The sequence below is a fragment of the Curtobacterium sp. MCSS17_008 genome (assembly GCF_003234185.1).
Lineage (GTDB): Bacteria > Actinomycetota > Actinomycetes > Actinomycetales > Microbacteriaceae > Curtobacterium.
In genome coordinates, this window is sequence record NZ_QKSM01000003.1 from 117,838 (window position 1) to 142,046 (window position 24,209).

Consider the following 24,209-nt stretch of genomic DNA (forward strand, 5'->3'; position numbering starts at 1 on the left):
CATGGCCACAATGCAAGACGACAACGAGGCGGTCGTGGCGTCGAGACCGGTCGGCCGGCCCCGCCGGAGCCAGCAAGCTCTCCTTGATTCGGCCGCCGCGGTGTTCCTCGAGTCCGGAGTGAACGCTCCGGTGCGCGAGATCGCGGCGAAGGCCGGAGTGGGGGTAGGGACCATCTACCGGCACTTCCCGACGCGGCCAACCCTGGTCGTCGCCGTCTACCGACACCAGGTCGAAGCCTGCGCCGAAGCCGGGCCGCGGCTCCTTGCCGAGAGCGCGACCCCGGAAGAAGCACTGCGAGAGTGGGTGGCGCTGTTCGTGGACTTTCTTGTGACGAAGCACGGCCTCGCCAGCGCCCTTCACGGCGACGATGCCGGAGCAGACGCCCTGCACGCATACTTCGTGGACCGCCTCGTACCGGTCTGCACCTCGCTCTTGGAGGCCGCTCGCGCTCGGCCGGATGCTCCCGGACAAGAAGCAGCTCTCAGCGGGTACAGCCTTCTGAAGGGCGTCGGGAACCTGTGCGTCGGCGCCGCGACCGATCCACAGTACGACGTTGATCGACTCGTGCAGGCCCTCGTGTCCGGCGCGCTCACCACTGACCGCCCCCTGCTTGGAAGCCCGGGGTAGCCGCTCGGCTGTCGAGACGGATGGTGTCCTTCGTGCGGGCTGCCAGGACGGCTCGGGTGGCCAGGCACCACTGCCGCCCCGCGATGAGCGGGCCACCTTCACGACGAGAGTGACGCAGGCGTTGTGCGTGCCCGTGCATCGCAGGAGGGTACGCGGATACAGCCGTCTCGATGGCCGATCGGTCAGCGGACACTTGGACCGGTTTTTGCAACGCGTTGTGGTGGGCAAGAGGAGGACGGGGTCGATACCGAGTGCGGCGCCTGTCAGCGTTACGGTCGACAGCGTGACGGCTGTCAGTGCGCAGTCGCTCCCGGGGATCGTCACGGGTCGTCCACGGGGCCGGAGTGCGTGCAGTCAGTACCGAGCGGCCAGCGCGACGGGGAGACGCTGACCTCGACCTCCTCATCGGAGCGGGCCGCGATCAGGCGTACCGGCGGGCCGTCCGCAGCGCATGGTCGGTGTAGGACCCGCCGAACAGGAACACGTGCAGCAGCAGCGGCGCGAGCTGGTGGAGCTCGACGCGCTCCTGCCAGCCGTCGGCCAGCCGGGACTCGGCGTCGTACGCGTCGAGGACGGTCTCGAGTCGCGGGAGCCCGAACAGTGCCAGCAGCGCGAGGTCCGTCTCCGCGTGTCCACCGTGCGGGGTGGCGTCGATGAGGACGGCGCCGGTCGGCTCCGACGCGTCGGTCGGCCAGAGCACGTTCCCGGCCCACAGGTCACCGTGGATGCGGGCGGGACCGTCCCCGACGAGCCGCGGTTGCGGCGAGCCGAGCGTGCCGTCCTCGAGACGGTCCGCCACGCGGTCGAACACGGCGGCCTCGGCCGCGTCGAACCCGCCGGCGTCGACGATGCGACGGACGAAGTCGCGGATCCGGTACTCGGCGAAGAACGCACCCCAGGTCGCGGGAGCGTCTGCAGCAGCGGTGAAGGGTGTCCGCGAGCGGCCCATCCGCAGCGCCCCGCTCGACGGGAAGCCCGGCGACGGGGCGCCCCAGTGCGGCGCACCGGCCGCGTGCGTGCGCGCCAACGAGCGGCCGAAGCGCTCGGCCTGCGCCCGGGAGGGGCTGCCGTCGGTGATCCGCTCGAGGTGGAGCACGTTCGGCTGCGGGTGGTCGAGGACGCGGGCGATCCGGGTGCCGCCGGTGTCCTCGGCCTCGGCGAGCCAGGCGAGGCCGGCTGCCTCGGCGGTGGCCTCGTCGGGGTCGCGGAAGGTCTTCACGTGGGTGGCGGACACGTCTTCCATCCTGCCGACGGCGCCCGTCGCGCGTTCAGGCTCCGCGGCGGGCGGCGTGCACGACCAGGGCGAGCTGCACGCGGTTGTCGACGCCGAACTTCTCGTACACGTGGCCGACGTGCGTCTTCACGGTGGCGAGGCTCACGAACAGGTCGCTGGCGATCTGGGCGTTCGACGCTCCCGCCGCGACCGCGAGCGCGACCTCGGTCTCCCGCTCGGTCAGGGTGGCCAGGAGCGCGCGCTCGGCGCCCCCGTCGGCCGCGGCGGCGGCGATCGCGGTGGTCCCGTGGTCCGACCCGGGCGTCGCGCTCGCCGCGAAGGCGATGACGCGGTCGAGCACGGAGGGCGACAGGATCGACCGTCCGGCGGCCACGGTGCGGATCGCCTCGACGAGCTCGTGCGGCGGCGTGTCCTTGAGCAGGAACCCCCGGGCGCCGCGCTGCAGGGCACCGAGCACCAGGTCGTCGTCCTGGAACGTCGTCAGCACGAGCACGGCGAGTTCCGGTTGCTTGCGGAGTTCCCGTTCGGTGGCCACCAGGCCGTCGCAGCGCGGCATGCGGATGTCCATGAGCACGACGTCCGGTGCGGTCGAGGCGATGACGCCCTCGGCCGCGAGCCCGTCCCCCGCCTCGCCGACGACCTCGATGCCGTCGTCACCACTCAGGAGCAGCCTGAGCCCGGCGCGGACGAGGTGGTCGTCGTCGACCAGGACGACACGGATCGGTGCGGTCACGCCGTCCACGGGAGCACCGCCTCGACCACGTGGGTGCCGTCGGCGTCGCGCCCGGCCGAGAAGGTCCCACCGACCAGTCGCGCGCGTTCGGCGAGGCCGCGCAGCCCGTGCCCGCCCGGCGGACGGGCGTCCGACCCTGGCGCTCCGGCCGTCGGGTTGCTGACCCGCACCCGGAGCGCGGGGGCGTCGAGGACGTCCACCACGACGGTCACCGGCTGTCCCGGCGCGTGCCGGCGGGCGTTCGTGAGGGCTTCCTGCACCACCCGGTAGGCATGCCGGCCCACTGCGTCGGGTGCGGTGGCGCTCGCGTCGTCCACCGTCGCCGTCACCGTGGCACCGCCCCGCCGCGCCTCGTCCAACAGGGTGGGCAGGTCCCGCAGGGTCGGTTGCGGGGGAGCGGTCCCGCCGACGGACGCGGCGTCGCCCGGTTCGCGGAGCACCCCGAGCACGTCGCGGAGCTCGGTGAGCGCCGAGTGCGCCTCGGCACGGACCACCCCGGCGGCCTCGACCGTCTCGTCGGGGGAGAGGGAACGCCCGCGGTACTCGAGCGCCCCGGCGTGCAGGGCGACGAGCGAGAGCCGGTGCCCGAGGACGTCGTGCATCTCACGGGCCAGGTGCGCCCGTTCCTGCTCGCGGGCCCGGTCCTCGCGGAGCTGCTGGTCGCGCTCGAGCAGGGCGGCCCGTTCGCGCAACGACTGCACGAGCGCGTGGCGCTGCCCGATCGCGACGCCTATGGCGACCAGCAGGGCGGTGCACACCACCGCTGCGATCGCGACCTGCCAGAGCGGGGTGGTGTCCTCGACCGGGTAGAGCCCCTCACCGAACATCGAGGACGCGATGAACGCGGCGCTCCCGACGGCGATCTCCACCGCCCGACGTCGGGCGACGAGGGACACGAGCGCGAGGACGGCCGCGCCGACGGCCGAGGTGGAGACGGTGCTGGCGGCGATCACGAGCACCGCGGTGAACAGCGGTACGCGATGGCGGAAGGGGACGAGCACCATGGCGGCGACCCCGACGACGAGGTCGACGAGCAGCGCCGTACCGAGCCGGGCCTCGCTCCACGCCCCGGCGTCGAGCGTCGACCAGACCGCGACCAGCCCGACCAGCCCGATCAGTGCGGCCAGGGCGAGCCGCCACGTCTCCGACCACACCCGTCGTCCGATGGGAACGGGAGGTCGGAGCGCGGTCGCGGTCATGCCACCGAGCCTAGGAACACGACGGCCCGGCGTGGATCGGCCGAAGGTCGGAGACGTCGGTGCGCGACCTCACACCGCGTCGACGAGTGCCTGCGTGAGCGGGTGCCACGGCCGCGAGGACGGCCCGGTCAGCACCAGCGTCCGCACGTACCGCGGCTCCACCGGCAGCATCACCAGGTCGTCCGGCAGCATCACCCGTCCGAGCGTCGGGACGATCGACACCCCCTCGCCGCGCTGGATCATGCCGAACATCGTGCTCATCTCCCGCACGCGGTGCGCCCACCGGAACGGCTGCCCGGCGAGCTCGTGCATGCGTTGGATCTGGTGCTCGCACCCGCCGCCGCCGGCGACCAGGCCGTCCTCGTGCAGGTCGTCGAGCGTGAGGGCGGCGGTCGACGCGAGCGGGTGGTCCCGTCGGACGACCGCGCCCATCTCGTCCCGGGCGACGACCACGCCCCCGTCGGGCACCGGGGACGGGTCGACGAGCACGGCGGCGTCGACCGTGCCGCCCTCGAGCCACTCGGGCATCTCGTCGTCGTCGCCCTCGTAGACCTGCACGTCGACGTCGGGGAGCGTCACCGCCCACAGTTCGCGGAGCCGCGGCAGCAGGCCCTGGCAGACCGTCGGGACGGCGGCGAGGCGGACGGTGCCGCGGGCCGTGGCGGGCCGCACCACGGCCTCCAGGGCGTCGACGGAGGCGAGCACGCTCCGGGCGTGGGCCAGCATGCGGTCGCCGAGCGGGGTGGGTACGGTCGCGCCGCCTCGTCGCACGACGGGGCCGCCGACCTCGCGCTCGAGCCCGGCGACGGCGTGGGAGACGGCGGACTGGCCGACACCGAGGACGGTCGCTGCACCGGTGAACGACCCGGCGTCGACGGTCGCGATGAAGGCGCGGAGCTGTGGGATGGAGAGGGTCATGCGTGTCCTTCATGGTTCCATGCGGACCAGTCGTTTGCCGCATGGCTCGAGCGTGCTCGATGCTAGCGCTCGTGAACGCCCTCCTCTACGTCCTGGTCGCCCTCACCTGGGGCTCGAGCTTCTTCTTCGCGAAGATCGGCCTCGAGGGCCTCGCCCCGCAGCAGGTCGCCACGGTCCGTACCGTGCTCGGCGCCGTGACGCTCGTCGTCGTGCTGCTCGTCACCCGTCGGCGCTGGCCGCGCAAGCCGCGGGTGTGGGGGCACCTGCTCGTCGTCGCGGTGTTCCTCAACGCCGTCCCCTCCTCGCTCATGGCGTGGGCCGAGCAGACCGTGCCGTCCGGCCTGGCGAGCATCTACAACGCGACCACGCCGATCATGACGCTGCTGGCGCTCGCGGTCCTCGTGCCGTCCGAGCGGCTCAGCCGTCGGCAACTCGGCGGCATCGTGCTCGGCGTGGTGGGCGTCCTGGTGCTCGTCGGACCGTGGGACCTGGTCGGCGACCCAGCGGTCCTCGCCACGGTGCCCGGGCAGCTCGCGCTGCTCGGCATGACCGCGTCGTACGGCATCGGCCTCGCGTGGCTGCGCCGCTTCGGCGTCGGCAGCGGGCAGGACCCGACGACCGTCGCGACCGTGCAGCTGTCCCTGGCGGCGCTGCTCATGCTGCTGGTCGCGCCCGTCGTCGCGACCGGTCCGGTGCAGCTGGACTGGAGGATCGTGGCAGCGACGGTCGCGCTCGGTGCGGTGGGCACGGGCTTGGCCTACGCCTGGAACACGCGGTTGGTCGGTGCGTGGGGTGCCGGTCGCGCATCCACGGTCACGTACCTGACGCCCGTCGTCGGGGTGGCGCTCGGCGTCCTCGTGCTCGGGGAGCCGCTGCGGTGGAACGAGCCCGTGGGCGGGCTCGTGGTGTTGCTCGGCATCGCGTTGGCGTCCGGGGTGCTCCGGGGCCGGCGGGCGGTGGCGCGGCAGGTCGCTGCCGGGTGACGTCGGGAGGACCACCGAGGCCCAGCCGCGTCGACGCCGACGGGGCGCGTCCCCTGCCCGTCGCGCCCGTGCAGCCACCGGTCCGTACGCTCGCGGGAGTGAGCGACACCCGCAGGCCATCGACCGTCCGCCTGCTGTTCGCGTCCTCGCACCCCGGACCGACCGTCACCGTCACCGTGCTCGCCGCGGTGATCGCCGTCGCGGTCGGTCACCCCGTGTGGCTCGTCGCGCTCGTGGCGCTCGCCGTGGTCGCGGGGCAGTTGTCGATCGGTCTGGCGAACGACTGGATCGACGCCGACCGCGACCGTGCCGTCGGGCGGAGCGACAAACCCGTCGCACGCGGGCTCATCAGCGTCCGGGCCGTCCGGGCCGCGGCCTTCGCGACCGCCGGGGCCGCAGTGCTCCTGTCGATCGCCCTCGGCCCGGTCGCCGCGGTCGCGCACGTCGTCCTCGTGGCGGCGGGGTGGGCGTACGACGCCGGGCTGAAGCGCACGGTCTGGTCCGTCGTGCCGTTCGTGGTGGCCTTCGGCCTGCTGCCGGTCGTCGCGGTCGCGGCCGGCGGCAGTCAGGACGCAGCGTGGCCGGCGTGGTGGGCGATCGCGACCGGTGCCGTGTTCGGCATCGCGATCCACTGCACGAACGTTCTGCCCGACCTGCTCGACGACGAGGCCACCGGTGTCCGGGGGTTCCCGCACCGACTGGGGCTCCGCGGTGCCGGCACGCTCGCGTTCGGGGCGCTCGTCGTGGCCGCGGCGCTCGTGCTCGGCGGTCAGCTGGGCGGCGACGACCCCGCGCGGGGCGGTGCCGTGGTGCTGGCGGTCGTCGGTGCCCTGGTGGTGGTCGTGCTCGCCGCGGTCGGCATCCGACTGGTCTTCGCCGGTCGTCCGACCCGGGCCCTGTTCCGGCTCGTGATCGCGTCGTCGCTCGTGCTCGTCGTGGAGCTCGGCGTGGCCGGCGCACGGCTCGTCGCCTGAGCGCGGAGCGCAGGCGCTGCGCGCGGCGCATCGACCCCCACGCCGCTCAGGCCCACCGCATCGCGTACACCCGGGCCAGACCGTCCGCCGTCGGCAGCGCCAGGAGGGTCCGGAGCAACGCTTCCCGTCCGGCCGACCCGAGCGTCCCGGTCGGTCGTCCGAGCGCCATGTTCAGCTCCGCCTGCCGGGCGGCCCGTCGCGCTGCGGCCAGCCGCCGTGCGGCGTACCGCGGCCAGGGCCCCGGTGCACCCGACGCGACCGCGTCGGCCAGGACCGGCACCAGCGCGGCGGCATCGAGCCACCCGAGGTTCATGCCCTGACCGCCGATCGGGCTGATCTCGTGCGCGGCGTCCCCGACGAGCACGACCCGACCCACACCGACGCGGGAGGCCTCGCGCCGCCGCACCCGGAAGCCGCTCGTCATCGTGCAGGTGGCCGGATCCGGGCGTGCACCGGTGCGCTCGGCGACGATCGCGGCGAGCCGTGCCGCCTCTGCGGCGTCGGGAGCACCGCCGGCAGCCGCGGAGGCGACGTCGTCCGGCACGAGGGCGACGTACCGCCGGCGGCCCTGGGGGAGCGGGAACGACTCGACGACGCCGAGCGGGCCGACGTCGACGAGCGCCGCCGACCGGGCGTCCGGCGGCTCGGGGTCCGCGAAGTCGCCCATCACGTAGCGGTCGCCGTAGTCCCGTCCGGTCGTGCCGACGCCGAGCAGACCGCGCACGGCGCTCTTCGCTCCGTCCGCCCCGACGACGAACGCCGCCTCGACGCTGACCGGTCCGCCGTCGGGCCCCGTACCGTGTGCGTGGACGTGCGTCCGGTGTCGGACGAGCCCGGTCAGGGTCGTGCCGGTGCGCAGGACGCCGCAGGCGAGCCGGTCGCGCAGGAGCGTCTCGGTGCGGTGTTGGTCGAGCGTGGCGACGTAGGGGTGCGTGGGCGAGGCACGGTCGAAGGACAGCGTCCCGAGCACCCGCCCACGACTCCGGGCCACGCCCGTGCGGACGAGGACCGCTTCGGCCAGCACCGACGTGTCGAGACCGATCGCGGCGAACGCGTCGAGCGACGGCGGGTGGATGCCGATCGCACGGGAGCCGGTCGGTGGCGCATCACGTCGCTCCCACACGGCGACGTCGACCCCCCGCGCGGCGAGCAGCGCTGCGACGAACAGGCCGACGGGTCCACCGCCGACGACGAGGACGTCGACGCGCTCCGTGGTCACGCAGGCGAGCCTACGGAACCGCCCGCCCGCACCCCCCAGGAGACGACGTCGGACGGGAGGCGCGGTGCGGGGCCGCACCGTGCCTCCCGTCCGTCAGGTGGTGACGTGGTCGCGCGCGGCGCGGTCCGCCGCGACCAGGCGGCGCGCCTCGCGGAACCGTTTCTGCGCCTTCTCGACCGGTACCTCCACGGCGTGGGCAGCGCCGACGGCGACCACGACCGCGACCCCGAGCAACCAGACCTTGCCCCACGGGCCGTCGGCGAACGGGTCGAGGAGCGCGATGACGAGCGGGTGCCAGAGGTACGCGGCGTACGACACACGTCGGCCGAACCACGAGGTCGGTGACCAGGCGAGCGCGACCGACAGCGGAGAGCGCACCGAGACGAGCCCGCCGATGAGGACCGCGGAGACGACGCCGGTCAGGGGCAGGACGACGCTGAAGGTCCAGGCGTGCTGCGCCCAGTCGTCGCCGATCCAGAGCATCACCCCGGCGAGCAGCACGATGCCGGCCCAGGTCGCGACGTGTCCGGCGAGGCCGGCGGCCCAGCTGCGCACGCGTTCGTCGTCGAGGAGCAGGGCGAGCAGGCACCCCGTCGCCAGCGGGACGACGCCGAGCACGGGGGAGAAGTACACGTCGGGCGTCGCACCGCTGTTCGGCGTCCGGTAGACGAGTCCGGCGACCACCGAGCAGGCGACGATCACGGTGGCGAGCCCGGCGACGAGCCAGCGGCGGCGTGCGCGGAGCAGGAACAGGAGGACGAGGACCGGCGGCCAGACCAGGTAGAACTGCTCCTCCATCGAGAGCGACCACGTGTGCGCGAACACGCCCTGCGTGGTGTCCCAGAACGACCGGAACAGGTTGCCCGTGTAGGTCAGCGCGATGAACGCTGCCTCACCGGGCCCGAACGACGCGCCCTTGTAGTCGCCGACCCAGTTCCACAGCAGCAGGCCGACCACGACGAGGGCCACCAGAGCCGGGTACAGGCGGAGCAGCCGCTTCAGCCAGAAGTTCCCGAGCCGGATCCGGCCGGTCCTCCGGTGCTCGCCGAGGAGGAGCGTCGTGATGAGGAAGCCCGACAGGGCGAAGAACACGGTGACCCCGATGAAGCCGCCCTCGAACTGCGGGACGTGCAGGTGGTACAGGATCACCATGAGGATGGCGATCGTGCGCAGTCCGTCGAGCGCCGGAGCGCGCCGGGTGAGCGGCGGCGGCACCGTCCGAGTGGCACCCGGTGCCTGACCGGCCGGTGCACTGCGGTCGATCGTGCGGGTCTGCTCGACAGCGATCGCGTTCGTCGCCACGCTTCCTCCTGCACGGATCGATCTGACGGATGACGACCAGCGTGCTCCTCAAGGGTAAGAGGACGCTCAAGGAGCAGCGCCCGGGTGCCCGGGTGCCCAGTGCTGCGGCCCGCGGCCCGCTGCCGGCTACTCGGCCTTCTGCATCTGCCACGGCTCCGGCTCGCGGTCGCCGTTCGGGCGCACGGGGCGGACGTCACCGACGATCGGGATGGAGCGCTTCCGCATGAACCACAGGTAGCGGACGAAGAAGTGCGACAGGGTCGAGAGTCGGTTGCCGTTGCCGAGCAGCGACGCGATGTGCACGCCGACCCACGCGAGCCAGGCCACCGGTCCGACCATCGTGATGCCGCCGCGCAGCTGTGCGACCGCGGCGTTCGTGCCGATCGTCGCCATCGTGCCCTTGTCGAAGTACTTGAAGTGCTCGGTGGGCTTGCCGTCGAGCAGCCGCTTGACCTGCCGCGCGACGTGCTTGCCACCCTGCAGCGCGGGCTGGGCGAGCTGGGCGAGCGCGTCGTCCTGGGCGGCGATGTCACCCGCCGAGAAGATCCGCTCGACGCCCTTGACGCTCAGGTCGTCGTTCACCTGGATGCGTCCGCCGTGGGTCTGCGGCATGCCCCAGCCGGAGACCTCCTTGTGCGCGGCGACACCCGTGGCCCAGATGACCTGCGACGCGGGGATGAACTCGCCGGACGCGGTGACGACGCCGTCGGGCTTGACCTCGGCGACGCCGGTGTTCAGCCGGAGCTCGACGCCGCGCTTCCGCAGGATCTTCGCCGCGTACCGGCGGAGCCGCGGCGCGAACGGCTTGAGCAGCTCGCCGCTGCGGTGCACGAGGGTGATCGAGATGTTGCCGCGCTCGATCTCCGGGTAGGCGCCGACGAGCGCCTGGTCGCGGAGCTCGGCCAGGGCACCGGCCATCTCGACGCCCGTCGCGCCGCCGCCGACGATCACGATCCGGATCTCGTCGGGACCCTGTTGGGCAGCGGCCTGCTCGAGGCGGGTGAACAGCTCGTCGCGGATCCGGAGCGCCTGCGACCGCGAGTACATCGAGTACGCGTACTCGTAGGCGCCGGGCGTGCCGAAGTAGCTCGTGTTGACGCCGTTCGCCAGGATCAGCCAGTCGTAGTGCAGGTGCTCGCCGTCGGACATCTCGGCGATGCGCTCCTCGGGGCGGATGCCCGTGAGCAGTCCCTGCCGGAAGTCGGCGTTGGCCTGCTTCGCCCGCAGGCTGCGCAGGAAGTACGTGACGTCGCCCGCGTTGAGGCCGCCGGTGGCGACCTGGTACATGAGCGGCTGGAACATGTTGTAGACGTGCCGGTCGACGAGCGTCACCCGGACGTCGGCGTCGGCGAGCTCGCGCATGGCCGCGATCCCCGCGAAGCCACCCCCGACGATGACGACGTGCGGGCGGGTGTCCTCGGACATGGTGTTCTCCAGGGTGGTGCGGTCGACGGCCACCCAGAAGGGTACGCCGGTCCGGACCCTGGTCCGTCCACCTGCCCGTCGCGCTGCCGATGGAGCGTTCCCGTCCGACGCGGACCGCCAAGCCCTCCCCGCCCCCGTCAGCCGGCGAACGGCGCGTAGGTGCTCAGGACGTTGCCCCTGCTGGTCACGACGCTCTGCACCAGGCGCAGGCGCGTGGGCGGGTCGGTCGGCTCGAAGAGCTTCCGGCCGGCCCCGGCGATCGCCGGGTGCACCATGAGCTGCAGTTCGTCGAGGAGACCGGCGAAGAGCAGGTGGCGCACCAGGGTGACGCTGCCCGTGACCGCGATGTCGCCGCCGTCGCCGCCCTTGAGCTCCCGCACGAAGTCGTCGACGTCGCCCTGGATGCGGTGGGCGTTCTGCCACGTCAGGTCGTCGCCCAGGGTGGTCGAGGCGACGTGCTTCTCGATCGGGTTGATCCACTGGCCGAAGGGGTCGTCCGCGTGCGCGGGCCACCACTCGGACCACTCCAGGTAGCTCTGCTTCCCGAGCAGCACGGTCTCGTTCCGGTCCATCCACGCCGTCATCGCCGCACCGAGTTCGGCGTCGAAGGAGTCGTACTGGTACTCGTACGGGTCCTGCACCACGCCGTCGACCGACGCGAAGAGGCCCGAGGTCACCTTGCGCATGCTGCGGAGCATAGGGCGACGACGGCCCGGCGTCGAGGGTCTGTCCTCGTTGCCGAGGCTGACCTCGCCCTGCGGACGGCCGGGTACGTTCACATCGTGCGCGCACGTGTGGAGTCGTTCGAGGTCGGTGGGCTGCCCGTGCGGCTCCGGACACTGGCTCCGGCCGGTCGGGTGCGGGACGCCCTCGCACCGACGGTCGTGCTGGTGCACGGCATCGGGATGTCGCACCGCTCGTTCACCCGGTCACAGCGCCACCTCGCCCGCACCCACCGCACGGTCGCCGTCGACCTGCCGGGGTTCGGCGGGCTGCCGGCTGCCGGCCGGTCGCTCGACATCGAGGAACTCGGCGACCTCGTCGTCGAGGCGGTCCGCTCGCGGGGTGTCGGGGACCTGGTGCTCGTCGGCCAGTCGATGGGGGCCCAGGTCGTCGTCGAGGCCGGTCGTCGGCACCCGGACGACGTCACCGCCCTCGTCCTGGTCGGTCCCGTCGTGGACCCCGCACGTCGCTCCCTCGTGCAGCAGGCCCTCGACCTCGGCCGCGACACGTTCGTCGAGGACGCGCGCACGAACGGCGTCGTCCTCACCGACTACCTGCGGAGCGTCCGGCAGTACGCGCGACAGCTGCGCCCGATGCTGCGCCACCGGCTCGAGGAGGTCGTGCCGACCCTCGAGCAGCCGGTGCTCGTCGTGCGTGGCGACCGCGACCCGATCGGCCGGCGGGACTGGGCCGTCTCGCTCGCAGCGGTGGCCCGGCGGGGCGCCTTCGTCGAACTGCCGGGCGGGCACCACGTGCAGGACCGGCAGCCGGCCGCGTTCGCGCGGCTGGTCGACGAGTTCCGACGCGTGCAGGCCGTGGAGGACGCGATGACGGAGGACGCGTCGTGACCGGGGGGACCACCCCGGGGACGGGCGCGGTCCCGGCGGCGGGGGAGGGGCCTCCCGACCGGGTGCCACTGCTGCGTCGCGCGTGGTGGGCGGCACTCGACTGGTGGTACGCGGCCAGGTGGCAGCTGCGGAGCGCCGGCCCGACGACCGCCGAGGACTACCGGACCGGCGACGGCCAGCCCGTCGTCGTCGTGCCGGGCGTCTACGAGACCTGGCACTTCATGCGTCCCCTGATGGACGCGTTGCACGACGCCGGTCACCCCGTCCACGTCCTGCCGGTGCTGCGGCACAACCTGCGACCCGTGCCGGAGTCGGCGCGTGAGGTCCTCGCCTACCTCGACGAGCACGACCTGCGCGGCGTCCTCGTGGTGGCGCACAGCAAGGGCGGGCTGATCGGGAAGTACGCGATGACGCTGCCCGAGGGGGAGCGCATCGACCGGATGGTGGCGGTGTCGACGCCGTTCGCCGGGTCCGTCTACGCGCGGCTGGCACCGGTGCCGCACCTGCGGGCCTTCCGGGCGGCGGACCCCGTGCTCGCGGCGCTCGGGCGCGACCTGGCGGTGAACGCGCGGATCACGTCCGTGTACGGCGTCTTCGACACCCTCATCCCCGGGGGCAGCGAGCTCGACGGGGCTGCGAACGTGCGGGTGCCCGTCGGCGGGCACTTCCGGATCCTCGGCGCACGGCAGACCCGGGACGCGGTGCTCGCCGCCGCGGCGGACTGACGACACGGCGCCCCTGCCGAGGTGACCGCGTCAGGCCCCCGGGAGGAACAGGCAGAACGGGTGCCCGTCCGGGTCGAGCATGACGCGGACGTCGTCCTGCGGCTGGAACGCAGCCTCGGTCGCCCCGAGTTCGAGCGCCCGGGACACCGCTGCGGGCAGGTCCTCCACCTGGAAGTCGAGGTGTGACTGCATCCCCTGCGCGTCCGGCGTGCCCGGCCAGGTCGGCGGGACGTACGCGTCGTCGTACTGCACCGACAGCCCCGGGCCGTGCTCGGGACGGACCCGCGCCCAGGTCGGGCCGTCCTCGTGCACGGTCCAGCCGGTCAGCGCACCGTAGAAGCGCGCGAGCGGGATGGCGTCGGGGGACTGGAGCACGGTCGCGGCGAGCGTCGGCATCGACGGGTCGGAGGCGGTCATGCGGCGGAGCGTACCCCTCGGATCAGCGCGGGGCGGTGCTCGCGCGTTCGACGATGCGGTGCGGCACGACGACCGTCGACGGGGGAGCGTCCCGCTCGGCGATCCGACGGGTGAGCAGGTCGAGCGCCGCCGTCGCGAAGGCCCGTCGGTCGAACGCCACCGTCGTCAGCGCCGGGATCGCGAACGCCGCCGCCTCGACGTCGTCGAAGCCGACGACGCTCACCTGTTCCGGTACGCGGACACCTCGGGCCGCGAGGACGTGCAGCACGCCGAAGGCGATCGAGTCCGTGAAGGCGAACACCGCGTCCGGGAGCTCGTTCCGGTCGAGCCACGCCGCGAAGGCCGTCGCAGCGGACCGCGTCGTCCAGGACGCCAGCGGGACGCGGAGCGCCGGATCGACCTCGAGGCCGACCGCTGCGAGCCCTGCGGTGTGGCCCCGTTCCCGCAGCTCGCTGGTCGCCGTGGCGGCGCCGGCAGACGCAGCCCCGACGATGGCGATCCGCCGGTGCCCACGGTCGAGGAGCCACGTCGTGACCTCCTCGGCGGCGGCCCTGCTGTCCACGTGCACCTGGTCCACGTGCTCCGGCTCGACCTCGCCGATGACCACCGTCGGCGGCAGGCCCTCGGTGGTGGCGAGCACGCTCGCGCTGAGCGACACCGGGTTGAGCACGAGCCCGTCGACCAGGTGCGCCCGGGCCCGTGACACCAGGTCGCGTTCGCGCTGTGGGTCGTTGCCGGTCTGCTCGAGCTGCACGGTCCAGCCACGCTGGCGGGCGAGCTCCACGAACCACTGCGCGAGCTCCGCGGAGTGGGCGCTGCCGAGCTCCGGCAGGGTCAGCGCGATCACCCCGGAGCGGCCGTTCCGCAGGCCGCGGGCGGAGAGGTTGGGGACGTAGTCGAGCTCCGCGAGCGCCCGCTCGACCCGTTCCCGGGTCGACGGGCGCACGACGACGCCGCCGTTGATCACGTTGGAGACGGTCTTCGGGGAGACCCCGGCGCGGGCCGCGACGTCCCGCACGGTGGCGCGCATCGGGTCGAGCGTAGCGGTCGCCGGCGTCGCAGCGCGGCTACACGTCGACCGACTCGCGCCGTGCCGCCCGCCGCGCCCGGATGCGGCCGTGCACGGTGATCGCGACCACGACGGCCAGCACGGCGTAGAGCACGATCGGGATCGGTCCCGCCACGAGCACGGAGAAGTCCCCGTCGGCGCTCAACGCCGCGTCGCGCAGGCTCGTCTCGGCGAGCGGACCGAGCACCATGCCGATGATGAGCGGCGCGAGCGGCACGTCGAGCGCCCGCATGAGGAAGCCGACGATGCCGATGCCGAGCAGCATGAGCAGGTCGAACACCGAACCGCTCGTCGCGTAGATGCCGAGCCCGCAGAAGACCGCGATGCCGGCGTAGAGGTACGCGCGCGGGATCCGCAGGAGCTTCGCCCAGAGCATCGCGAACGGCAGGTTGATGACCAGCAGCACCACCATCGCGATGAAGAACGACGCGAGCAACGCCCAGACGAGGTCCGGCGAGCGGTCGAACAGCAGCGGACCCGGCTGCAGGCCGTACTGCCGGAACGCGGCGAGCATGATCGCGGCGGTCGCCGACACCGGCAGACCGAGCGACAGCAGCGCACCCATCGCCATGCCGGTCGTCGAGTTGCCGGCGGCCTCGGGGGCCGCCAGGCCGCGGATCGCGCCGCGGCCGAACTGCGGGTCCTTCCGCCGGGCGTCCAGTCGCTTCTCGAGCCCGAACGCCAGGAAGGTCGGGATCTCGGCACCGCCGGCGGGCACGACGCCGAACGGCAGCCCGATCGCGGTGCCGCGCAGCCAGGCGGGCGCCGCCTCGCGGAGCTCCTTCCGGGACAGCCAGGGGCGTCCGGTGGCCCGCACCATCTGGCCGTCCTGCAGGTGGCGCGCCAGGCAGGCGACGTAGATGACCTCGCCGAGCGCGAGGACCGCGACCGTCACCGTGACGAGCGAGATGCCGTCGAACAGCTCGGGCACGCCCATCGTGAAGCGCGGTGCCCCGGAGATGCCGTCGACGCCGATCACCGCGATGCCGAGCCCGAGGCACAGCGACCCGAGCCCCTTCAGCGCGTCGTCGGTGACGACCGACGACGTCGTGACGAAGGCGAACAGTGCGAGGGCGAAGAACTCGGCGGGCCCGAAGCTCGCCGAGAACGTGGCGAGCGCCGGAGCGAGGAACACGACCAGGAGCGACGCGACCATGCCGCCGACGAACGCGCCGATCGCGGCGGCCGCGAGTGCCTGGGCCGCGCGCCCGTTCAGCGCCATCCTGTGGCCCTCGAACGTGGACGCGATCGCCGAGGCCTGGCCCGGCGTGTTCATGAGGATGCCCATGGTGGAGTCGCCGAAGAGGCCGCCGAAGTAGACACCGGCGAACATGATGAACGCCGCCGTCGGGTCGAGCGAGAAGGTCACGGGCAGCAGCAGCGCGACCGCCATCGACGAGCCGAGGCCGGGGAGGACGCCGACGGCGGTGCCGAGCAGGCACCCGACGACGACCCAGAGCAGGTTGGCGGGGGTCAGGGCACCGGCGAAGCCCTCGCCGAGGAGACCGAGCACGTCCACGTCAGAACCCCCATCCGACGATGCCCGAGGGCAGCGACAGGTCGAGCAGCATGTCGAACGCGATGTAGCTGATCGCGCTCACCGTGAGACCGACGACGAGCGGGCGCAGCCACCCCGCGGCACCGAGCCCCTTCGCGACGCCGAGGAACAGCAGGCCCGCGCCGACGATCCAACCGAGCACGTCCAGCAGCAGCGCGAAGGCCGCGAACGACACGACGACCCACGCCAGCGAGCGCCAGTCGACGCGCACCGCCCGTTGCGACACCGCCCGCTCGACCGGACCGGCCCCGGCGACGTGTCCGTCCGCCTCGACGTCGCTCCGGCCGGACGCCGTGGCGGGGGTGCCGGTCGGCGCCTCCTCCGGCAGTTCCGGGTGCGCACCGGCACGCCACTGGCGGACGGACCGCACGACGAGCAGGCCGGCGAGCAGCAGGAGCGCCGCGGCGACGAGCCCGGGGAAGACCGCCGGCCCGGGGAACGCCGTCCCCTCGGGCACCTCCATCGTCACGATCCCGACGACGAGGTAGACAGCGAAGGCCGTGAAGAGTGCCGGGGTGGTCAGCTCCTTCGCCACCTCGGCGATGCGACCGGGGTCGGCGCGCAGTGTGAGCCGCTGGCCGACCACCGCGGACGACGACGTGGGGTTGCTCGGGTGCGTCATCGGCCCAGCTCCTCGTACAGCCCGGTGATGCGCTCGCGTTCGTCGTCGATGAAGGCGTCGAGATCGTCGCCCGTGATGATGCGCTCGGTCCAGTGGTACCGGTCCATCGCATCGGCCCACTCGGGCGTCTCGAGGGTCTCGAGCACGATGTCGGTGAGCTGCGTCCGCTGCTCGTCGTCGAGCCCGCCGGGCGCGGCGACCAGGCGCCAGTTCGTCAGCGTCACGTCGAAGCCCTGGTCGACGGCCGTGGGGATGTCGATGCCCTCGACCGGTTCCGCCGCGACGAGCGCGAGTGCACGCAGGCGTCCCGACTCGATCTGGTCGATGTTGTCCGGGTAGCCGCCCGAGGCAGCCGCCGCCGTGCCGTTGAGCAGCGCCTGGATGGCCTCGCCGCCGCCGTCGGAGGGGATGTAGTTCGTGTCGGTCGGGTCGAGGCCGGCCGAGACCGCGAGGTCGGTGACGACGAGCTGGTCGAACGACCCGCCGCCCGTCCACGGCACGGAACCGGGACGTTCGCGCCAGGCGGCGACGAGGTCGTCGAGCGTCTCGTAGGGCGAGTCGGCGGGCACGACGATGACGTCGTACTCCTCGACCGTGACCGCGAGCGGCGTGATGTCGTCGTGGGTCACGGCGGAGCCGAACTGGATCTCGGCCGCGAGGAGGCCCGTTCCGCCGATGAGCAGCGTGTCCGTCTGACCCTCGAGCCGTGCGACGTTGCCGAGCGCGATCGTGCCGCCCGCACCGGGCATGTTCACGACCTGCACGGAGTTCACGATGCCGTTCGCACGCTGTGCCTGCTGCATCGAGCGTGCGACGCCGTCCCAGCCACCACCCGCCGCGGCGGGTGCGACGAGCGTGACGGACGTGGTGGGGTCGCCGCCGGCCGCGGCCGACGTCACCGACCCGAAGGCGGCGATGCCGATGGACACGGCGGCGACGGCTGCACCGACTCCGCGGGCGATCGTGTGACGGGCCCGCGGCTGTGCGGGTGTCTCCGTCGCTGATTGGTCTGGCATGGATGGCTCCCTCCTGCGCACGTCGTCGTGACGCAGGTCGACAAGTACGATGGCAGCCGCCGACCGGAGGAGCAGCCGGCGGCGGAGATGTGCTCATTGACGCTCACGACGTCGCGACCGGAGGGGGCCCACGGTGACGAGGCCGCGACTCACCCGGCTGGGGCGCACCACCGTGCTCGCGCTGCCGAGCGTCATCGTGCTCGGCGCGACCGCCCTCACGACCGTGGGCGCCGCCGCGGTGCAGGAGCAGAGCATCCGCACGTCCGTCGTGGAGCAGGTGTCCGGCGTCGCGTCGAGCCTCGCCGACCTGCCCGAGGTGCGGGACGCCGTCGCGTCGGTCGTCGACACAGGAGCCCCGGGCGCCCTCGCCGACGAGGACGGTCTCGCCCCGGCCACCGCGGCGCTCCAGCCGATCGCATCCCTCGTCGAGCACGCGTCGGGCGTCTCGTACGTCGTCGTCACCGACGACGAGGGGGTGCGGATCACGCATCCCGACCCGGCAGAGCGCGGCGAACTCGTGGAGACGACGATCGCGCCCGTACTCGCCGGCGAGCGGTTCGTCGGCACCGAGACCGGCCCGTCGGGGACGACACTGCGGGCGAAGGTGCCGATCGTCGATGCCGGCGGCGACGTCGTCGGCGTGGTCGCCGTGGGCGTGCTCGAGTCGACGATCGCGGCTGACCGCGAGCGCGCGCTCGGCACCTTGCTGCCGTGGAGCACGGGTGCCCTCGTGGCGGCGACGCTGGCGAGCGTGCTGCTGTCGCTCACCATCGCGCGCCGACTGCGACGAGCGGACGCGATCGACGCGGAGAGCCGACAGGTGCGCCGGACGACGGATGCGCTGCGCGAGCAGGCGCACGAGTTCGGGACACGTCTGCACGTCGTGCGGGGGCTCGTCGCGCAGGGCGACGCCGAGGACGCGATGGCCTACATCGACGCCGTGGCGCCGGGGCTGACGAGCGGCGGGGGCGCCGGGTCACCGCGGCGGGGCGCGGTCGCGACGGCGACGATCGAGGCCGTGCGCTCCGAGCTCGACGCCCGCGGCGCAGCGCTCGACCTGCGGGTCGCCGACGACGTCGTGCTCGACGACGACGTGCTGCTGGTGGTCGCCAACCTGTGCCGGAACGCCGCCGAGGCCGGCGCGGGGCTGGTGCGCTGCACGGTCGAGAGCCGCGGGCGGACGGTGGCGATCGCGGTCGAGGACGACGGACACGGCATCGATCCGGCGGACGTGCACCGTGTGCTGGCGCGCGGGTGGTCGTCGAAGCCGGACGACACGGGCCTCGGTCGCGGTGTCGGCCTCGCGGTCGTGCGGCGCACGGCCACCGACCGAGGGGGCTCGGTGGTGGTCGGGCGCTCGGCGGCGCTCGGCGGCGCCCGGCTCGACGTCGAGATGACGGTGGACCCGTGACCGCGCCCGTCCGCGTGCTCGTCGTCGACGACGACGCCGGAGCGCGTGCGCTGCACACACGCTGGGTCGCCGCGACCGACGGGTTCGTGGTCGTGGGGGCCGTGGCGTCCGGGGGCACCGCGCTCGCCCACGTCGAGCACGGCGTCGACCTCGTGCTGCTCGACATGCGTCTGCCCGACATCAGCGGCATCGAGGTGCTGCACCGCATGCACGTCGCGGGCGTCGACGGTACGGACGTCCTCGTCGTCAGTTCGTCCCGTGACCAGGTCACCGTCCGGCAGGCGCTCGCGGCGCACCCGGTCGGCTACCTGTTGAAGCCGTTCGACCGCGAGGCGCTGCAGGACCGGCTGCGCGCGTACGCCGCCGAGCGTCGGACCCGTGATGCGTCCCAGCGTGACGTGCCCATGGGGCAGGGCGACGTGGACCGGCTGCTCGCGACGGGCTCGGTACGGGTCGTGGGCCCTACGCGAACCGCGACGACGACGCCCGAGCACGGCCTGCCGAAGGGCGTGAGCGCCACGACGCTCGAACGGGTCGTGGCCGCGCTCGACCCCGTGGTCGCCCACTCGGTCGACGAGGTCGCCGTCGCCACGGGGACCTCGCGTGCGACCGCTCGGCGCTACCTCGACCACCTCGTCGCGACCGGCACCATCGACCTCGCGCACCGGTACGGTCGCCGCGGTCGTCCGCAGGTGCTCTACCGCCTGACGCCCGCCCCCTGAGCGCGGTCGCGGCGGACGACGGACGGGAGGCCCGTGGCGGCGTCGCCACGGGCCTCCCGTCCGTTCCGGCCCCACGAGCGCGGGCGGGTCACCCGCTCGTGCTGTGTTCACGTACAGGACACGGAGCGGCCAACCTGCTCGGCCAGCATCCCAGCGTGACCGAACCCCGAGTCGTCCCCCGTCCGTCCCGGAGCAGGCCCTCCCTCCTCGGGGCTGCCGCGCTCGCCGCGGTCGCCGCCGTCGGCCTGACCGCCCTCCCCGCCGTCCCACCGCAGTCCGCGGCCGCCGCACCGGCCGCCGACCTCGCGTCCCGCTTCACGCTCGCCGTGCTGCCGGACACGCAGTTCTACTCCCGCTACTCGGCCTCCCAGTTCCTGCCGCGGTACGGGGACGACCCGTTCCACGTGCAGACCGAGTGGCTCGCCGAGAACGCCGACGCGCTGCACATCCCGTTCGTCACCCACGTCGGCGACGTCGTCGACCAGGTCGGCCAGGCCGGCGAGTGGCAGGCGGCGGACCGGGCGATGTCGGTGCTGGACGACGCGGCGCTGCCGTACAGCGTCACGACCGGGAACCACGACGTGCGGAACTCGTCCGACACGGTCTTCGACACGTCGTACGACCTCGCCGCGGAACCGTACCTCCAGACCTTCCCGGCGACTCGCGCCACCGGGCAGCCGACCGTCGAGTCGGGGACCGACCGCACCGGCCTCAGCCAGTTCCACGTGTTCGAGGCCGAGGGACAGCGCTTCCTGTCGCTCGCGCTCCCGTGGCGCGCCTCGGACGAGACGCTCGCGTGGGCGAACCAGGTGATCGCGGACCACCCGACACTGCCGACGGTGCTCACCTCGCACGAGGTGATCAACATCGCGACCGACGGCCTCACCGCGGTCGACACGGCTTACGGCGAGCGCCTCTGGGACACGGTCATCGCCCCGAACGACCAGGTGTTCCTCACGCTCAACGGGCACTTCCACGGCTCGACGTGGAAGAGCCGCACGAACGACGCCGGCCACGCGGTGACCCAGGTGCTCATCGACCACCAGATGGACTACGAGGGCGGCAACGGCTACCTCGGACTGCTCGAGTTCGACCTGACGAACGGCACGATGGAGATGCAGACCGCGTCGCCGTGGGTGCCCTGGAAGCCTGCCGAGACCCTGACGGCGTACGACCAGCCGCTGCTCGACGCCGCCAACCAGCGCTACACGGTGCCGGTCGACTTCGCGACACGCTTCGCCGGCTTCGCCCCGGACTTCCGCGCCGGGACGGCCGACGAGCCGCCGCTCATCGAGCGTGCCCGTGCGATGCTCCTCGACGGCTTCACCGGTGCACCGCCCGTCACGACCGCCCTGCCCGGCGGCCGCGCGGACACCGCGCGCGTCGACGGCACGCTGGCGTGGTGGCGCCCGGGCGAGCAGGAGACCGGCGTGCTCGCACCCGGCGGGACGGTCGACGACGTGGTGGGCGACGCCGACCTGACGCGCATGACGCACGCCGAGTCCGGTTCCCCGAGCGCCCAGGACGGCGACGTCACGATCGTCGAGGGGGCGCACCCGCTGTCCGCCGACGGCGCGGGACTGTGCTTCGCGAACGCCGACAAGGCCGCGAAGCGGTTCAGCGCGCTGACCTCGCCCGGTGACACCGCCGTCGACCGCGCGACCTTCCCGGAGGGCTACACGATCGAGACCTTCCTCGAGGTCGACCCGTCGTGGACCGACGGCGCGAACTCCTGGTCGAAGGCGATCGTCCGGAGCGGCAACCGCTCGCAGATCGGCGTCCCGCAGACCCGGTGGGACTGGACCGCGTCGCCCGCGGCGCTCGGCATCTCGAACCTCAAGGAGTTCCAGTGGACCGAGGTGACGGCGGACCCGACCAAGGGTGACCGCACCGCCTGGTCCGGTGAGATCATCCCCGGCCGGTGGCTGCACGTCGCGCTCGTGAACGACGTAGACGCCCGCAGCACCACGATGTACGTCGACGGCGCCCCGGTGCTCCGCAACGCGACCGACACCGGTGGGCAGACCGTGCAGGACGGCATGCCGTGGCTGTTCGGCAGCGACTGGGTCGACGACGCCGCGACGAACGGCTGGAACGGCTGCATCGGCGAGACCCGCGTTATCGACCACCCGATCGGAGCGGACTCCTGGCTGACCGCCCGTGCTGACCTCGACGCGTTGGCCGTCGACCCGGTCGACCCCGAGGTCGTCACCACCGCGGTGTCCGGCACCGGGCACCCGGGGGCGACGGTGACACTCTCCGGCGCGGTCACCGGGACCACCGAGGTCGACGCGGACGGCCGTTGGAACATCCGCACGGCGGCCGATGGTGCCGCCCGGGTCGCTCGCGCCGTCGAGGCCGGCGCCGCGCAGGCCGTGCAGTCGATCGGGACCCGGAGCGGGTCGGCGGTGGCCTTCGCGGTCGCCCTGCCCGCTGCTCCAGAGACGCCCGCCCCGACCCCGGGCGACCCCGGGACGCCGGGTGCGGGTGACCCGTCAGCGCCCGGTGCGGCCGACCCGGGCGCGGGTGCACCAGGCGTCGACCCGGTGACGCCGGTCGGCGACGTCGAGGCCGGGCGCGGTGCGGGCGGCGAGCTCGCCTTCACCGGCTCCGCCGGACTCGGCATCGCCGGCGCGGCGGCGTTGCTCCTGCTCGCCGCGGGTGTGGTGCTGCTCGTCCGTCGCCGCCGTGCGGCCGTCCTGCGGACGGACCGCGCCTCCGAGTAGGGGACGGTCGGACGGGAGGCACGGTGCCGGTCCGGCATCGTGCCTCCCGTCCGTGGCGCGGTCGCGTCCGGTCGGGGTCAACGGATCCAGGACGGGACCGCGAACAGCTCCTCGACCTCGGCGACGAAGCGCGAGGCGTGGAAGCCGTCCACCGCAGCATGGTTGATCCTCACGGCCATCGGCATGAGCGTTCGACCGTCCACCTGCCGGTAGCGGCCGAGGGTGACGATCGGGAGCAGATGGTCCTCGCTGCCGGTCAGGTGCAGCGCGAAGCCCGTGAAGGACGTCCGCGGCAGCGTCGAGACGTCGAAGGTGTCCCGGCGTTCGTCGCCCTGCGGGAACATCCGGTGGTCGTCGCGGTACGTCTCCGTCGTCCGGACCACGGCGTCGTGGAACGCACGTGCGTCGTTGTCGTACTCGACGACCAGCGCCGAGAACGTCTCCGTGTCCGGGTGGAACACCGTGAAGGTCGGGTGCACGACGTCCCAGACCGCCGGTCGGCCGTCCTCGATGAGCTGCATCCGGAACTCGTCGTGGCGGTTCACCACGGTGGCGAGCACCCAGATCTGCGACGGGTAGGTCTTCACGCCGGCGACGCGCACCGCGTCGATGAAGGCGGTGACGTCCACGTCCACCGTCATCTCCCACGCGCAGGGGTGCCGTCGGTAGTGCGCGAAGTGCTCGGCACGCGGCCAGTGCTCGAGGTCGATCGGGTGGAGACGGTTCACGGAGACAGTCTCGTGCCTCCACGGACAGGTGGGCACCGACCCAGCGACGAGCGCGCCTGACCGCCCGTCCGCCCGGCCCTCCCTAGGCTCGACCCATGCCGACGCTCGACCGTTCCCCTGCCCTCGTCGCCACCGGGTTCCTAGCGATCCCCGTCGCCCAGGCGCTCGTCGCGCTGCCGAGTGACGTGCTGTCGACGATCCAGGCGGCGCCGATCGACCCCGACCTCGCCGACACCGCCGCGTTCTCGGAAGGCTACGGCTACCCGCTCGAGGGCGGCGCGAACTGCATCGTCGTCGCGGGCAAGCGCGGCGACGAGGCCCGGTACGCCACGTGCGTGGTGCTCGCGTCCACGAAGCTCGACGTCAACCGCGTCGTGAAGAAGCTCCTCGACGTCCGCAAGGCCAGCTTCGCGCCCATGGAGCAGGCGGTGGAGCTGACCGGCATGGAGTACGGCGGCATCACGCCGATCGGGCTGCCCGCCGACTGGCCCGTCTACGTCGACGCACGTGTCCTCGACGCCCCCGAGGTCGTGGTCGGCGCCGGTCTGCGCGGGGCGAAGGTGTTCCTGCCCGGTCGGACCCTGGCCGCGCTGCCGAACGTCACCGTGGTCGAGGGGCTCGCCACCGACGCCGACTGAGGCGGGCGGTCAGTCGGACGGCCGGATCAGGCAGAACGGGTGCCCGGCGGGGTCGAGGTACACGCGGAACGTGGACGTGCCCGAACCGGTCGCCGTCGCACCGATCGCCAGCACCGCCGCCTCGCCCGCGTCGAGGTCGTCGACCTTGACGTCGAGGTGGATCTGCTGCGGGACGTCCTGGCCGGGCCACTCCGGTGCGCGGTACTCCGCCACCTGCTGGAACGCGATGAGCGGTCGGCCGTCCGAGAACGGCAGGGCCACCTCGGCCCAGTCCTCGTCGTCACCGACGACCTCCCCGCCGAGCAGCTCGGCGTAGAAACGGGCGAGTTGCCGGGTGTCCGGACAGTCGAGGACGATGACGTCGAGGGTGCCGATCATGGCCGACACGCTA

24 protein-coding genes are annotated in these 24,209 nt (G+C 73.2%); 9 read left to right on the forward strand and 15 right to left on the reverse strand.

What is annotated here, in order from left to right; genetic code table 11:
- The first annotated feature begins 10 nt into the window (after positions 1 to 10).
- Entirely contained in the window at positions 11 to 628 is a 618-nt protein-coding gene (locus tag DEJ23_RS04935; protein WP_220034188.1) for a TetR/AcrR family transcriptional regulator, read from the forward strand.
- 421 nt (positions 629 to 1,049) lie between these two features.
- Here DEJ23_RS04935 and DEJ23_RS04940 read toward each other — a convergent pair whose 3' ends face one another.
- The 4 genes from DEJ23_RS04940 to DEJ23_RS04955 all read right to left on the reverse strand — a co-directional run bounded on the left by DEJ23_RS04940 (position 1,050) and on the right by DEJ23_RS04955 (position 4,712).
- Positions 1,050 to 1,862, reverse strand: coding sequence for a fructosamine kinase family protein (locus DEJ23_RS04940; RefSeq protein WP_258375250.1), 813 nt, complete (start codon positions 1,860 to 1,862; stop codon positions 1,050 to 1,052).
- A gap of 34 nt (positions 1,863 to 1,896) precedes the next feature.
- Positions 1,897 to 2,604, reverse strand: coding sequence for a response regulator transcription factor (locus tag DEJ23_RS04945; RefSeq protein ID WP_111239156.1), 708 nt, complete (start codon positions 2,602 to 2,604; stop codon positions 1,897 to 1,899).
- A complete protein-coding gene (locus DEJ23_RS04950; protein WP_111239157.1) occupies positions 2,592 to 3,794 on the reverse strand; it encodes a sensor histidine kinase in 1,203 nt (400 codons plus the stop codon). Before DEJ23_RS04950 ends, DEJ23_RS04945 begins: the two co-directional genes overlap by 13 nt.
- Positions 3,795 to 3,863: 69 nt before the next feature.
- On the reverse strand, positions 3,864 to 4,712 hold the full coding sequence (locus DEJ23_RS04955) for a LysR family transcriptional regulator (protein WP_111239158.1): 849 nt from the start codon (positions 4,710 to 4,712) through the stop codon (positions 3,864 to 3,866).
- A 71-nt stretch (positions 4,713 to 4,783) separates the two neighbouring features.
- Between DEJ23_RS04955 and DEJ23_RS04960 the strand changes: the two genes are divergently transcribed.
- Positions 4,784 to 5,695, forward strand: coding sequence for a DMT family transporter (locus DEJ23_RS04960; protein WP_111239159.1), 912 nt, complete (start codon positions 4,784 to 4,786; stop codon positions 5,693 to 5,695).
- Positions 5,696 to 5,793: 98 nt separating this feature from the next.
- On the forward strand, positions 5,794 to 6,669 hold the full coding sequence (locus DEJ23_RS04965) for a UbiA family prenyltransferase (protein ID WP_111239160.1): 876 nt from the start codon (positions 5,794 to 5,796) through the stop codon (positions 6,667 to 6,669).
- 46 nt (positions 6,670 to 6,715) lie between these two features.
- On the opposite strand, the gene DEJ23_RS04970 is transcribed toward DEJ23_RS04965, so the two are convergent.
- The 4 genes from DEJ23_RS04970 to DEJ23_RS04985 form a co-directional block, all read right to left on the reverse strand.
- Complete coding sequence (locus DEJ23_RS04970; RefSeq protein ID WP_111239161.1) at positions 6,716 to 7,888, reverse strand: NAD(P)/FAD-dependent oxidoreductase; 1,173 nt, start codon at positions 7,886 to 7,888, stop codon at positions 6,716 to 6,718.
- Positions 7,889 to 7,981: 93 nt separating this feature from the next.
- On the reverse strand, positions 7,982 to 9,190 hold the full coding sequence (locus DEJ23_RS04975; RefSeq protein ID WP_111239162.1) for an acyltransferase: 1,209 nt from the start codon (positions 9,188 to 9,190) through the stop codon (positions 7,982 to 7,984).
- 126 nt (positions 9,191 to 9,316) lie between these two features.
- Complete coding sequence (locus DEJ23_RS04980; RefSeq protein ID WP_258375252.1) at positions 9,317 to 10,648, reverse strand: NAD(P)/FAD-dependent oxidoreductase; 1,332 nt, start codon at positions 10,646 to 10,648, stop codon at positions 9,317 to 9,319.
- Positions 10,649 to 10,752: 104 nt separating this feature from the next.
- Positions 10,753 to 11,301, reverse strand: coding sequence for a dihydrofolate reductase family protein (locus DEJ23_RS04985; RefSeq protein ID WP_111239295.1), 549 nt, complete (start codon positions 11,299 to 11,301; stop codon positions 10,753 to 10,755).
- A gap of 96 nt (positions 11,302 to 11,397) precedes the next feature.
- On the opposite strand from DEJ23_RS04985, the gene DEJ23_RS04990 reads away from it, so the two are divergent.
- Positions 11,398 to 12,186, forward strand: coding sequence for an alpha/beta fold hydrolase (locus DEJ23_RS04990; RefSeq protein WP_146240195.1), 789 nt, complete (start codon positions 11,398 to 11,400; stop codon positions 12,184 to 12,186).
- A complete protein-coding gene (locus tag DEJ23_RS04995) occupies positions 12,183 to 12,911 on the forward strand; it encodes a triacylglycerol lipase (RefSeq protein ID WP_258375254.1) in 729 nt (242 codons plus the stop codon). The genes DEJ23_RS04990 and DEJ23_RS04995 overlap by 4 nt, the downstream gene beginning before the upstream one ends.
- Before the next feature lie 30 nt (positions 12,912 to 12,941).
- On the opposite strand, the gene DEJ23_RS05000 is transcribed toward DEJ23_RS04995, so the two are convergent.
- From DEJ23_RS05000 to DEJ23_RS05020, 5 genes are read right to left on the reverse strand one after another with little or no spacing between them, the layout of a single operon-like run.
- A complete protein-coding gene (locus DEJ23_RS05000) occupies positions 12,942 to 13,328 on the reverse strand; it encodes a VOC family protein (protein ID WP_111239164.1) in 387 nt (128 codons plus the stop codon).
- 22 nt (positions 13,329 to 13,350) lie between these two features.
- Complete coding sequence (locus DEJ23_RS05005) at positions 13,351 to 14,358, reverse strand: LacI family DNA-binding transcriptional regulator (protein WP_111239165.1); 1,008 nt, start codon at positions 14,356 to 14,358, stop codon at positions 13,351 to 13,353.
- A 37-nt stretch (positions 14,359 to 14,395) separates the two neighbouring features.
- Positions 14,396 to 15,916 carry a tripartite tricarboxylate transporter permease gene (locus tag DEJ23_RS05010; protein WP_111239166.1) on the reverse strand — a complete coding sequence of 507 codons (1,521 nt, stop codon included), beginning with the start codon at positions 15,914 to 15,916 and terminating at the stop codon, positions 14,396 to 14,398.
- Between the two features lies 1 nt (position 15,917).
- The gene (locus DEJ23_RS05015) at positions 15,918 to 16,577 is read right to left on the reverse strand and encodes a tripartite tricarboxylate transporter TctB family protein (RefSeq protein WP_111239167.1); all 660 of its coding nucleotides are present in this window, start codon (positions 16,575 to 16,577) and stop codon (positions 15,918 to 15,920) included.
- Complete coding sequence (locus DEJ23_RS05020; RefSeq protein WP_111239168.1) at positions 16,574 to 17,593, reverse strand: tripartite tricarboxylate transporter substrate binding protein; 1,020 nt, start codon at positions 17,591 to 17,593, stop codon at positions 16,574 to 16,576. The genes DEJ23_RS05015 and DEJ23_RS05020 overlap by 4 nt, the downstream gene beginning before the upstream one ends.
- Before the next feature lie 133 nt (positions 17,594 to 17,726).
- Here DEJ23_RS05020 and DEJ23_RS05025 point away from each other — a divergent pair, with 133 nt between their 5' ends.
- From DEJ23_RS05025 to DEJ23_RS05035, 3 genes are all read left to right on the forward strand, one after another.
- The gene (locus tag DEJ23_RS05025; protein WP_111239169.1) at positions 17,727 to 19,004 is read left to right on the forward strand and encodes an ATP-binding protein; all 1,278 of its coding nucleotides are present in this window, start codon (positions 17,727 to 17,729) and stop codon (positions 19,002 to 19,004) included.
- On the forward strand, positions 19,001 to 19,726 hold the full coding sequence (locus DEJ23_RS05030) for a response regulator (RefSeq protein WP_111239170.1): 726 nt from the start codon (positions 19,001 to 19,003) through the stop codon (positions 19,724 to 19,726). Before DEJ23_RS05025 ends, DEJ23_RS05030 begins: the two co-directional genes overlap by 4 nt.
- Before the next feature lie 155 nt (positions 19,727 to 19,881).
- Positions 19,882 to 22,452, forward strand: coding sequence for a LamG-like jellyroll fold domain-containing protein (locus DEJ23_RS05035; protein WP_111239171.1), 2,571 nt, complete (start codon positions 19,882 to 19,884; stop codon positions 22,450 to 22,452).
- Between the two features lie 77 nt (positions 22,453 to 22,529).
- On the opposite strand, the gene DEJ23_RS05040 is transcribed toward DEJ23_RS05035, so the two are convergent.
- Complete coding sequence (locus DEJ23_RS05040; RefSeq protein WP_111239172.1) at positions 22,530 to 23,180, reverse strand: CatA-like O-acetyltransferase; 651 nt, start codon at positions 23,178 to 23,180, stop codon at positions 22,530 to 22,532.
- 95 nt (positions 23,181 to 23,275) lie between these two features.
- On the opposite strand from DEJ23_RS05040, the gene DEJ23_RS05045 reads away from it, so the two are divergent.
- On the forward strand, positions 23,276 to 23,818 hold the full coding sequence (locus DEJ23_RS05045) for a YbaK/EbsC family protein (RefSeq protein ID WP_111239173.1): 543 nt from the start codon (positions 23,276 to 23,278) through the stop codon (positions 23,816 to 23,818).
- A 9-nt stretch (positions 23,819 to 23,827) separates the two neighbouring features.
- Here the strand turns inward: DEJ23_RS05045 and DEJ23_RS05050 are convergent, their stop codons facing one another.
- Positions 23,828 to 24,196 carry a VOC family protein gene (locus tag DEJ23_RS05050; RefSeq protein ID WP_181429121.1) on the reverse strand — a complete coding sequence of 123 codons (369 nt, stop codon included), beginning with the start codon at positions 24,194 to 24,196 and terminating at the stop codon, positions 23,828 to 23,830.
- Between the last annotated feature and the right edge of the window lie 13 nt (positions 24,197 to 24,209).